Source organism: Limnohabitans sp. (genome assembly GCF_044373035.1).
Lineage (GTDB): Bacteria > Pseudomonadota > Gammaproteobacteria > Burkholderiales > Burkholderiaceae_C > Limnohabitans_A.
Genome location: NZ_JBILQU010000092.1, coordinates 1 through 11,127 on the forward strand (window position 1 = coordinate 1; position 11,127 = coordinate 11,127).

Annotated in this window: 10 protein-coding genes and 1 tRNA gene; 7 read left to right on the forward strand and 4 right to left on the reverse strand. The window is 60.6% G+C overall.

Annotated elements, in window-relative coordinates:
* The first annotated feature begins 88 nt into the window (after positions 1 to 88).
* The 4 genes from ACIQ47_RS12365 to ACIQ47_RS12380 all read left to right on the forward strand — a co-directional run bounded on the left by ACIQ47_RS12365 (position 89) and on the right by ACIQ47_RS12380 (position 1,767).
* A complete protein-coding gene (locus ACIQ47_RS12365) occupies positions 89 to 703 on the forward strand; it encodes a class I SAM-dependent methyltransferase (RefSeq protein ID WP_396438398.1) in 615 nt (204 codons plus the stop codon).
* 81 nt (positions 704 to 784) lie between these two features.
* The gene (locus ACIQ47_RS12370) at positions 785 to 1,063 is read left to right on the forward strand and encodes a type II toxin-antitoxin system RelE/ParE family toxin (protein WP_396438399.1); all 279 of its coding nucleotides are present in this window, start codon (positions 785 to 787) and stop codon (positions 1,061 to 1,063) included.
* Positions 1,063 to 1,356: a HigA family addiction module antitoxin gene (locus ACIQ47_RS12375; protein ID WP_108362694.1), complete on the forward strand. Its 294-nt coding sequence runs from the start codon at positions 1,063 to 1,065 to the stop codon at positions 1,354 to 1,356. Before ACIQ47_RS12370 ends, ACIQ47_RS12375 begins: the two co-directional genes overlap by 1 nt.
* 6 nt (positions 1,357 to 1,362) lie before the next feature.
* Positions 1,363 to 1,767, forward strand: coding sequence for a YkgJ family cysteine cluster protein (locus tag ACIQ47_RS12380; protein ID WP_396438400.1), 405 nt, complete (start codon positions 1,363 to 1,365; stop codon positions 1,765 to 1,767).
* 89 nt (positions 1,768 to 1,856) lie between these two features.
* Here ACIQ47_RS12380 and rpoD read toward each other — a convergent pair whose 3' ends face one another.
* The 4 genes from rpoD to ACIQ47_RS12400 all read right to left on the reverse strand — a co-directional run bounded on the left by rpoD (position 1,857) and on the right by ACIQ47_RS12400 (position 7,627).
* Positions 1,857 to 4,367, reverse strand: a complete 2,511-nt coding sequence (gene rpoD, locus ACIQ47_RS12385; protein ID WP_396438401.1) for an RNA polymerase sigma factor RpoD — start codon at positions 4,365 to 4,367, stop codon at positions 1,857 to 1,859.
* A 378-nt stretch (positions 4,368 to 4,745) separates the two neighbouring features.
* Positions 4,746 to 6,137, reverse strand: a complete 1,392-nt coding sequence (locus tag ACIQ47_RS12390; RefSeq protein ID WP_396438402.1) for an ATP-binding protein — start codon at positions 6,135 to 6,137, stop codon at positions 4,746 to 4,748.
* A complete protein-coding gene (gene ompR / locus ACIQ47_RS12395) occupies positions 6,124 to 6,852 on the reverse strand; it encodes a two-component system response regulator OmpR (RefSeq protein ID WP_396438403.1) in 729 nt (242 codons plus the stop codon). Before ompR ends, ACIQ47_RS12390 begins: the two co-directional genes overlap by 14 nt.
* A gap of 4 nt (positions 6,853 to 6,856) precedes the next feature.
* On the reverse strand, positions 6,857 to 7,627 hold the full coding sequence (locus tag ACIQ47_RS12400; RefSeq protein WP_396438404.1) for a 3-hydroxybutyrate dehydrogenase: 771 nt from the start codon (positions 7,625 to 7,627) through the stop codon (positions 6,857 to 6,859).
* A gap of 114 nt (positions 7,628 to 7,741) precedes the next feature.
* Here ACIQ47_RS12400 and ACIQ47_RS12405 point away from each other — a divergent pair, with 114 nt between their 5' ends.
* From ACIQ47_RS12405 to ACIQ47_RS12415, 3 genes are all read left to right on the forward strand, one after another.
* Positions 7,742 to 8,668, forward strand: coding sequence for an alpha/beta fold hydrolase (locus tag ACIQ47_RS12405; protein WP_396438405.1), 927 nt, complete (start codon positions 7,742 to 7,744; stop codon positions 8,666 to 8,668).
* Positions 8,669 to 8,708: 40 nt separating this feature from the next.
* Positions 8,709 to 10,976: a RelA/SpoT family protein gene (locus ACIQ47_RS12410; protein ID WP_396438406.1), complete on the forward strand. Its 2,268-nt coding sequence runs from the start codon at positions 8,709 to 8,711 to the stop codon at positions 10,974 to 10,976.
* Positions 10,977 to 11,038: 62 nt separating this feature from the next.
* Positions 11,039 to 11,115: transfer RNA gene (locus ACIQ47_RS12415), tRNA-Val, on the forward strand.
* The last annotated feature ends 12 nt before the right edge of the window (positions 11,116 to 11,127 follow it).

Genomic DNA, 11,127 nt, shown 5'->3' on the forward strand with positions numbered 1-11,127 from the left:
AGGAGCGCACCCCGTGCGCGATGGGCGTGGCACACGTCCTAAAAACCTCGTTCACGGTGTTGAATGAACACGGCAGGAGGCCGTTGCCATGAATGTTTATGACCGCTACGTATTGCCTTACCTGATCGACATCGCCTGCGGCCTGCCCATGGTGCAGGCGCAGCGCCGCCAGCTGGTGCCCCAAGCGCAAGGCCGTGTGCTGGAGATCGGCATGGGCACCGGCCGTAACCTGCCGTTTTACGACCGCACCCGCATCACCCGTTTGGTGGGCGTGGACCCGGCCCTGCAAATGCATCACCTGGCCCAAAAGCGCAGCCGCGAGGCGGGCATCCACGTGGAGCTGATGGGCCTCTCGGCCGAACAACTGCCCACAGCAGACGCCAGCTTTGACACCGTGGTCTGCACCTACACCCTGTGCAGCATCCCCGATGCGGCGCAGGCCTTGCGCGAGATGCGCCGGGTTCTGGTTCCAGGGGGCAAGCTGCTTTTTTGCGAGCATGGCCGCGCACCGGATTCGGGTGTGCGCCGTTGGCAAGACCGCTTGCAACCCCTCTGGGGGCCGCTGGCTGGTGGCTGCCAATTGGGGCGAGACATTCCCGCCTTGCTGCAAGAAGCAGGCTTTGCTGCGAACACGCAATCGGCGTATCTGGCTGGGCCGCGTCCCATGACTTTTCACTACTGGGGTCAAGCGCAGGTTGCGTGAAGCCCGGGTTCACTGGCCTTGTTGCCCAAAGGTGTGTGAAGCCGCTTTGTTGCGTGCTGCGCAACATGCTAAAGTCCAGCCATGATCAAGTCGTTCAGACACAAAGGCTTGCGCAGTCTGTTTGAGTCAGGCAAGGTCGCCGGTGTGAAAGCCAGTCATGTCAAGCGCTTGCGCATGCAATTGGCGGCGCTGGACACCGCGCAAGTCATTGACGACATGGACATCCCGGGATTTCGTTTGCACGCACTCAAAGGCGAGATGCGCGGGCGCTGGTCCATCACCGTGAACGGCAATTGGCGCTTGACCTTTGAGTTTGAAGACGGCAACGCCCACATATTGGATTACGAGGACTATCACTGATGGCCATGCACAACCCCCCTCATCCTGGTGAGTTCATTCAGGAAATTTACCTAGATCCGCATGGGATTTCAGGCCGGGAACTGGCTGAAAAACTGGATGTAGCGCCGTCCACGCTGAGCCGCATTCTCAAAGGCAGCAGCCGGGTCACGCCTGAGATGGCGCTGCGTTTGTCGAAGGCGTTGGGCCGTACGCCCGAAAGCTGGTTGAGCCTGCAAGATGCCCACGATCTGTGGATCGCCCGCCAAAACGTGGACATGAACCGTGTGGTGCCTTTGCAGTTTTCTGCGGTCTGATACCCCATGAGATCCCCCATTGCCGTCGTCGACGTTGACCGTTGCGAAACCTGGACCCGTTACAAAAACGGGCTGTGCGACACCTGTGCTGCCAATTGCTGCACCATGCCGGTCGAGGTCAAGTTGGCCGATCTGGTGCGGCTGGAACTGGTGGACCCATTCGAGGCCGAGCATGATGACCCTAAACAGATCGCCAAACGCCTGAGCAAAGCCGGGCTCATTGAGCACTTCAATTTCAAAAACAGCATCTTCAGCCTGGCGCGTCGCGCCAGTGGCGACTGCCAGTTTCTCGATGCCAAGACGCGCCGCTGCACCGTGTACGACAAGCGTCCCAATACCTGTCGTCTGCACCCGCAAGTGGGGCCGCGCCCCAACCACTGCCCTTATGGCAACAAGGCGCAGTCACGCTGAACGGCGCTTTGCCCATTCAACTGCGGCCATGAAAAAAAGCCCCCCGACTGCAAAGTCGGGAGGCTTTGTTTTTTTGCAGACCGGCAGGCTTACATCGTGTCGATGAAGCTGCGCAGTTTGTCCGAGCGGCTGGGGTGCTTGAGTTTGCGCAGCGCCTTGGCTTCGATCTGGCGAATGCGTTCGCGGGTCACGTCGAACTGTTTGCCCACTTCTTCCAGCGTGTGGTCGGTGGACATCTCGATGCCGAAACGCATGCGCAGCACTTTGGCTTCGCGGGGCGTCAGGCTGTCCAGGATGTCCTTGACCACGTCGCGCAGACCGGCTTGCAGGGCTGCATCGATGGGCGCAGTGTGCGTGCTGTCTTCGATGAAGTCGCCCAGGTGGCTGTCGTCGTCGTCACCGATGGGCGTTTCCATGGAAATCGGCTCTTTGGCGATCTTCATGATCTTGCGGATCTTGTCTTCAGGAATCTCCATCTTCTCGGCCAGGATGGAGGCATCGGGCTCGAAGCCGAATTCCTGCAAGTGCTGACGCGAGATGCGGTTCATCTTGTTGATGGTTTCGATCATGTGCACCGGGATGCGTATCGTGCGGGCCTGATCCGCAATCGAGCGGGTGATGGCCTGACGGATCCACCAAGTGGCGTAGGTCGAAAACTTGTAGCCTCGGCGGTATTCGAACTTGTCCACCGCCTTCATCAGGCCGATGTTGCCTTCCTGGATCAAGTCGAGGAACTGCAGGCCGCGGTTGGTGTACTTCTTGGCGATCGAGATCACCAGGCGCAAGTTGGCCTCGATCATCTCTTTCTTGGCGTCGCGTGACGAGCGCTCGCCCGCGTTCATGCGCTTGTTGATGTCTTTCAGCTCATCGAGCGGCACCACCACTTGCGATTGCAAGTCCATCAGTTTTTGTTGCAGATCTTGTACGGGCGGGATGTTGCGGCCCATGACGGCGCTCCAGCTCTTGCCCGCAGCGGCTTGTTTTTCGATCCACTTGAGGTTGAGCAAGTTGGAGGGGATGCGCTTGCCGTTTTTGTCACGGCCGCTGAAATCGGCAATGAAGTTGTCTTGCGGGTAGCCACATTTGTCCACAATGATGCGGCGCAACTCGCGCTCTTTCTTGCGCACATCGTCGACTTGGCCGCGCACCATGTCGCACAATTTTTCAATGGTTTTGGCAGTGAAACGGATGGTCATCAGCTCTTCGGACAGGACCGATTGCACTTTGACGTAGGCGGGGGTGCCCCAGCCTTCCTTGTCGTAGACTTTGTGCACTTTTTCGAAGTAATCGGTGATGCGGTCAAAGCGTTCCAAGGCCTGATTTTTCAGTTCTTCGAGCTTCTTGGTCAGGGCTTTGGAGCCGCCTTTGCCGTCGTCGTCGTCGGCTTCGTCGAATTCATCGAAGTCTTCTTCGGCCACGTAGTCGTCGGCTTCGTTCAGGTTGGCGAAACCGTCCACCACGGTGGAGATGACGATTTTTCCTTCGCGGATTTCGTTGGCCAGGCGCAGGATCTCGGCGATGGTGGCCGGTGATGCGCTGATCGCGGCCATCATGTCCATCAAGCCGCCTTCTATGCGCTTGGCGATTTCGATTTCGCCTTCGCGGGTCAGCAACTCTACCGTGCCCATTTCGCGCATGTACATGCGCACGGGGTCGGTGGTGCGGCCGAATTCGCTGTCCACGGTGGACAGGGCGGCTTCAGCAGCTTCTTCGGCTTCTTCTTCGGTTGAGCCGGTAGGCGCGTTGTCGGTGATGATCAGGCTTTCGGCGTCGGGCGTTTGCTCGTACACCGCCACACCCAGGTCGTTCAGGGTGGCGATCACCACTTCCAGGGTTTCGGCATCGACCAGTTTGTCGGGCAAGTGGTCGCTGATTTCGCCGTTGGTGAGGTAGCCGCGGGTCTTGCCCAGCTTGATCAGCGCTTTCAGACGGTCACGGCGCTGCTTCATTTCGGCTTCGGTCAGGACGGTCTCGTCCAGGCCAAATTCTTTCATCAAGGCACGCTCTTTGGCCTTGCTGATCTTCATGCGCAGGGGCTTGACCTTTTCGCCTGTCTCCGAAACGTTGTCTGCGACAGGTTCGCCTTGCAGATCGTCTTCGAGTTCGGCCAATTCATCTTCGATGCTGGGCTCGGCGATGCTGCCTTTTTTCTTGGGTCCGCGTTTGGCCCCGACCACGACTTTCTTGGCCGCAGGTTTAGTGTCTTCGGCGGGCGCTGCGGCTTTGGCAACTTTGCTTGGGTTTTTGAGTGGTGCGTCGGCTGCAGCCTCTTTGGCTTTGGCAGCGGGTTTCTTGTCGATGGCTTCGGATTTCTTGGCGGGCACGGAGGCGGCTTTCTTCACAGGCTTGGCAGGAGCGGCTGGGGCTGGCTTGGCTTTGACTTTGGGCGCTGCTGCCTTGGGGGCCACTTTGCCCACCAGTGGGGCAGGTTTTTTGGCCGCCGCTGGGGCGGGCACCTTGGCAGGTGCTTTGGCTGGCGCTTTCACTGCTGGCTTGGCCTTGGCGACGGGCGCTTTGGCTTTGGCAGCAACAGGGGTCTTGGCAACGGCTTTGGACTTGGCAGGGGCCTGGGCAGGCTTCTTGGGCTTTTGAGCGGGCATGGTCAACCTCAGATCACAAAAAGGGACAAGGAAACAGACACAGTCAGCGCCAAATACATCCCGGCGCGGGCGTGGGTTAAGACACAGATCAACACCCCAGATGGGTGCTCAATCTGCATTGGCAAGAGGGTGGGCGAACATTTGGAATGCAGTCCTTGCGGAACGGTGACCTGCCCGCTTGGGGGCGTCGCGCTGATGGCGGTGGTCGGGCCGGAGGTGCTGCTGTCGCGCTTGCCGAAAAGCGGTGATTCTACCTGATTTTTTGATGGGCAGGTTGGGCTAGGCTTGTGCCGATGAACCAGGCCAGGTGGTGTGGCAAGTTCAGCGGCATCCCTGTTGTCCCGCACCGGGTGAAGCTCCGGGCAGCAGTGGGTTGTGTCAGTCGTTGTCGGCTTGCCTGAGTTTCATCAAGGCCATCAAGCCGCCAGCGCTGTTGTTGAACACTGAAAAAGTGCCGCCCATGCGTTGAACGGCGCGCTCGACGATGGCCAGGCCCAGGCCAGAGCCGGTGGCTGAAGTTCGGGCTGCGTCGCCTCTGAAGAAAGGTTGGGTGAGGTTTTTCAGGGTTTCGACAGACACCCCGGGGCCTTGGTCGCGCACGCGCAGCAGCACCCAGCCTTCGTGAACACGGGCCACGATTTCGACGCGTGTGATGCCGTCTTCGGGGCTTTGGCCGTAGCGCCGTGCGTTTTCCAGCAGGTTTGACAGCACGCGTGCCAGTTCCACAGGTTCAGCTTGAACTTGCAGGTCTTCGCTCACGTCCACCGTGATTTGCAAGCGTGCGTTGTTGCGCCATGGGGTGATGCAGCGGCTGATCACGCCGGTCAAAAGCACCGGCCCCAAGTCGTTGGGTTCCGGGCGCGCATAGTCCAAGAACTTGTCAATGATGTCGTCCAGTTGCTCAATGTCGGCCACCATCAGCTCGCGGGCTTGGGGGTCGTTCACGCTCAACTCTGTCTCCAGACGCAAGCGGGCCAAGGGCGTGCGCAGGTCGTGTGAAATCCCGGCCAGCATCAAAGCGCGTTCGGCCTCTATCTTGGCCAGGCGCTCGGCCATTCGGTTGAAGCCGATGTTGACTTCTCGTATCTCGCTGGTTGCGGCCCCCTCGTCCAGGGCAGCGCCATGAAAATGCCCCTCCCGCACGCGACTGGCGGCGTAAGACAGGCGCTTGAGTGGGCGGTTGATCAGGCCGGCCATGACGGCCGCTCCTAACAAGGACAGCAATGTGGTGATGCTCAGCCAGATCAGCCAGGCAGAACCCCCCAGAGGCTTGAGGCGAGAGGAGTCCATCTGCAACCAATAGCTGTCGCGCTCTACGGCAAAGCCAATCCACAAACCCTCTTCACCGTTCACACTGGAGGCCACAACGGTGCCGGGCCCCAGTCGGACGATCATTTCATTGACCAGTCGGCTGTCCATGCCGGCATCGGTGAAGGCCACGATGCGATCTGTGGGTTCGCGCAGCTGGATGCTGACATCTTCCTCGTCAGCCAGCACGGTGATGAGTGCCAAGCGCGCTATTTCATCGCTGTTTTTCAGCGCGGTTTTGGTCAGGTTGACCACTGTGGCAATTTGGTGGGCATTGCGCAGGATGCGTGGCTCGTATTCCTGCGTTTTGAACATCTGCACCCACGCCACGGTGCTGAAAAAAATCAGCAAGGCCAACAAGATGAAGGTGCGCCAAAAAAGACTGAGCTTGACCAAGGGGCCAGCGGATGTCGTGGGCGTTACCTCGTCTGCGTCAATGGGCGCTGGTTCACGGTTGTCCATCGGGCACAAAGACGTAGCCCACACCCCAGACGGTTTGGATGATTTTGGGCGTGGCGGGGTCGACTTCGATCATTTTTCGCAGACGGGAAATCTGCACGTCGAGGCTGCGGTCAAAGGGCTCGAACTCTCGGCCACGCGCCAGTTGGGCCAGCTTGTCGCGGGTGAGCGGTTGACGGGGGTGCCTGGCCAAAGCCTTGAGCATGGCAAATTCGCCGGTGGTCAGCGCCATGTCCACGCCGTCTTTGCTGAGGGCTCGGGCCCCCAAGTCGAGGTTGAAGTGACCAAAGTTGATCACCTCGTCTTCTGAAGAGGGCGAGCCGGGCAGCTCGTTGACCGGCCTGCGGCGCAGCACCGCATGGATGCGGGCCAGCAACTCCCGGGGGTTGAAGGGTTTGCCCAAGTAGTCGTCGGCCCCAATCTCCAGGCCGTTGATGCGGTCGACGTCTTCGCCTTTGGCAGTCAGCATGATCACGGGCGTTTTGACCCCGCTGGCCCGCAAGCGTTTGCAGATGCTCAGGCCGTCTTCGCCGGGCAACATCAGGTCCAGCACCATCAGGTCGATGGTCTCGCGCAGCAGGATGCGGTCCAGGGCCCGGCCGTCTTCGGCCAACAACACGTCAAAACCTTCTGGCGACAAAAATCGGCGCAATAAGTCTCGAATGCGGGCGTCATCGTCGACGATGACAATTTTGTCCAAGCGGGGGGAATTGCTCATGCTTTTATTGGGCAGTCCAGCCGCCGTCCATGTTCCAGGCCGCGCCACGCACGTTGTTGCCGGCAGCTGAGCAGAAAAACACCGCCAACTCACCCAGCTCCTCGGGTGTGGTGAACTGCATGGACGGTTCTTTTTCCAGCAGCAAGACTTTTTTGGCTTCTTCGTTGGACAGGCCCATGGCAGCGGCTTTGGCGTCCACCTGTTTTTGCACCAAGGGGGTCAGCACCCAGCCGGGACAAATCGCGTTGCAGGTCACGCCGGTGGTGGCGTTTTCCAGCGCCGTGACTTTGGTCAAACCCACCACGCCGTGCTTTGAGGCGACATAGGCCGATTTTTCGGCAGAGCCGACCAAACCATGGGTCGAGGCCACGTTGATGATCCGCCCCCAATTGGCCGCTTTCATGGCGGGCAAGGCCAAACGGGTGGCATGGAAGGCGCTTGTCAAGTTGATGGCGATGATGGCGTCCCAGCGCTCGACCGGAAAGTCTTCGATTTTGGCCACATGTTGGATACCGGCGTTGTTGACCAAGATGTCCACGCGGCCAAAGGTGTCGGCCGCGAACTTCATCATGGCTTCGATCTCAGAGGCTTGGCTCATGTCGGCACCGTGGTGAACCACTTTGACGCCCAGTGCGGCAATTTCGGCCTTGGGGCCTTCGGCATCGCCAAAGCCGTTGAGCACGATGTTGGCACCTTGTCGGGCCAAAGACTTGGCAATGCCCAGACCAATACCACTGGTAGAGCCGGTGACCAACGCTGTTTTACCTTGCAACATGATGTCGACTCCGAAAGATGAATTAGGATGATCAAAAAACCCATTATGGCGCTGCCAAAGCTCGGTTTGAGCCGCAGCGCTTTTTGATTGTTACGTTTTGTCATGACCGCCACGATGCACGCGAACTCCCGACCTGAACTTGAATTTGTGGCCTGTCCCGATCCCCAGGGCGCGCACCGCATGGCTTTTTGGCGCTGGGGCGACGCGCAAGCGGCCCATGTGGTGGTCTGCGCGCATGGCCTGACGCGTCAGGGGCGGGATTTTGACCGATTGGCCCAAGCCTTGGTCGCCCAAAGCCCGCATCCCGTGCAGGTCATTTGCCCCGATGTGGTGGGGCGCGGCCGCAGCGATTGGCTGGCCGAGCCAGCGGGCTATCAAATTCCGCAATATGCCGCCGACATGCTGGCCATGCTGGCCCAGGTCCAACAGCAAATGGGTTCAGATAACGCCATGCAACCCCTGGATTGGGTGGGCACCAGCATGGGGGGGCTGATTGGCATGGTGCTGGCGGGGCAGCCGGGTCTGCCGCTGCCTGCGCCGATTCGCCGCTTGGTGCTGAACGATGTGGGGCCTGCCATCGCCTGGGGCTCGGTGCAGCGCATGCAAACCTATGTGGGCCAATACGGCCAGTACCGCGATCTGGATGAAGCGGCGGCTGCAATGTGGGCTTTGTCAACTGGTTTTGGGGCCGTGCCTGCCGATGTGTGGCGCGAGATGTCTGCACACATGCTGCGCCCCGGCAGCGGTGGAGCCGTGACCTTGCATTACGACCCGGCCATTGGCGTGCCGGTGCGGGCCCTGACACCCGACGCAGCCGCGGCGGGCGAGGCCGCACTGTGGGCTTTGTACGACCAGATACAGGTCAAAACCTTACTCATTCGCGGGCAAGAATCTGACTTGCTCACGCCCGAAACCGCCACTGCCATGACCCAGCGCGGCCCCCGCGCCCAGTTGGACACCTGGCCGGGTTTTGGCCATGCCCCCACCTTGACAGGCGACGACCAAATTGCGGTGGTGGCCAAGTTCTTGCTTGGCGATTGAGACCATGGTCAGCCCCACTTCCAGCCATTCCGCCAGGCCGATGTCGCCATCGGGGCGCTTGCATGCGCCGCACTTTCCCCTTGCGGCATTACCGCCCGACGCATTGCCGCCCGTGGTGCTCGCCACGGCCGATGCCGCCGAAAGTGCCCAACACGGTGAAATCCTGGCCAAGGCCCGCGCCTTTGCCGAGCCGCTGATCGCGGGCGAAACGCTGGACACGGGTGAAAACATCCTGGCGCATGCCGATGCCGTGGCCGCGATCCTGGCCGACATTGGCGGCTCGGTCGCCATGCAGGCGGCCAGTTACCTGGTTTATGCCTGCCCGCACCTGAACAAGCCCGAAGAGGTGATGGCCAAGGCCTTTGGCCCGCAGCTGGCGCAACTGGCCATGCAGACCCACCAGCTGGTGGTGGTGCAGCGCTTGTCCCGGGCGGCCGAGGCCCACACCCGGGGGCCGGACAACACGCCGCTCAGCCCCCGCTTGCAGACCGAAAACGTGCGCAAGATGCTGCTGGCCTTCAGCCGCGACTTGCGGGTGGTCATGCTGCGCCTGGCTTCGCGCTTGCAAACCCTGCGTCACTTCGCCGCCACCAAACTGCCCGTGCCCCCCGAGTTGGCCAGCGAATCCCTGCAGGTATTTGCGCCTTTGGCCAACCGCTTGGGCATTTGGCAAATCAAATGGGAGATGGAAGACCTGTCCTTCCGTTTTCTGGAACCTGTCACCTACAAGGACATTGCCCGGCTGCTGGACGAAAAACGCACCGAACGCGAACGTTACATGGTGGCCCTGCGCGAGCGGCTGCAGCAAGCGTTGGCCAGCCAAGGCATCGCGGCCACGGTGGCAGGGCGACCCAAACACATCTACAGCATCGTGCGCAAGATGCGGGGCAAGTTGCTGGCGTTTGACCGTGTGTTTGACATCCGCGCCCTGCGTGTGGTGGTGCCCAGCGTGGCCGATTGCTACCAAGTGCTCAGTTGGGTGCACGAACACTTTGCTCCCATTGCCGAGGAGTTTGACGACTACATCGCCAAGCCCAAAGCCAACGGCTACCAGTCGCTGCACACCGTGGTGCGCGACACCGATGGCGGCCCCATTGAGGTGCAGATCCGCACCCAGGCCATGCACGAGCACGCCGAAAACGGGGTGGCTGCACATTGGGCCTACAAGGAGGCCGGGGCCAAAGGCTACGCGGGGGGGGTGTCGGCCACCAGCGAATACGACACCAAAATTGCCGTGCTGCGCCAGTTGCTGGCCTGGGAGCGCGACCTCTCAGGGGCTGCGCAAGCCAGTGCGCAAAGCAGTGGCCTGTTTGACGACCGCATCTATGTGCTGACGCCCGATGCGGCCGTGGTGGAACTGCCGCAAGGCGCCACGCCCATCGACTTTGCCTACACCGTGCACACCAACCTGGGGCACCGCTGTCGGGGCGCCAAAGTGGATGGGGCCATGGTGCCGCTGAACACCCCGCTGGCCAACGGCCAGACGGTGGAGATCACCGCCATCAAGGAGGGCGGGCCATCTCGCGACTGGCTCAACGCCGAGTTGGGCTTTTTGGCCAGCCCACGTGCACGGGCCAAAGTGCGGGCCTGGTTCAATGCGCAAGTCAGCGCCGAGACCATCGCCCGTGGCCGCGAGGCGGTCGAAAAATCTCTGCAGCGCCTGGGCCGCACCGCGATCCGCTTGGACGATTTGGCCAGTCAATTGGGCTTCAAATCGGCCGACGGCTTGTTTGAGGTGGTGGGCAAGGACGAGTACTCGCTGCGCAACATCGAGGTGTTGCTCAACCCACCCGAGCCCGCGCTGGAGCCCGTCGAATACTTTCAAAAAAAATTCAAAGGCACAGTCACCCGCAAATCGGCATCGGGCGTGCTGGTGGTGGGGGTGGATTCCTTGCTCACGCAACTCTCGCGCTGCTGCAAACCCGCGCCACCCGATGCGATCGGTGGCTTTGTCACCCGTGGCAAGGGCGTGAGCATCCACCGCCAAGACTGCAGCAACTTCCGCGAACTGGCCTCGCGCAACGGCGAGCGCGTGATCGATGTGCGTTGGGGCGAACACAAGGGGGCCGACCCCTCGGTTTATCCGGTGGACGTGGCTGTGGAAGCTTTTGACCGGCAAGGCTTGCTGCGCGATATCTCCGAAGTCTTTGCCAAAGAGAAGATGAACGTGATCGGCGTGCAGACCCAGTCGGTGAAGGGCACGGCCTGGATGACCTTCACGGTGGAAATTGGCAATGCGGTCACTTTGAACAAAGTTCTGGGCAGCGTGCGCGGCGTCAAAGGGGTGAGGGCGGCACGCAGGCGGTAAACACCCGTAATTGAGTTGCAGCCCAAATGGGGGTTTTTTCTCGCTATAATCCGAGGCTTAGCAGGCGCGTAGCTCAGTTGGTTAGAGCACCACCTTGACATGGTGGGGGTCGCTAGTTCGAATCTAGTCGCGCCTACCAAATTCGGTAGGA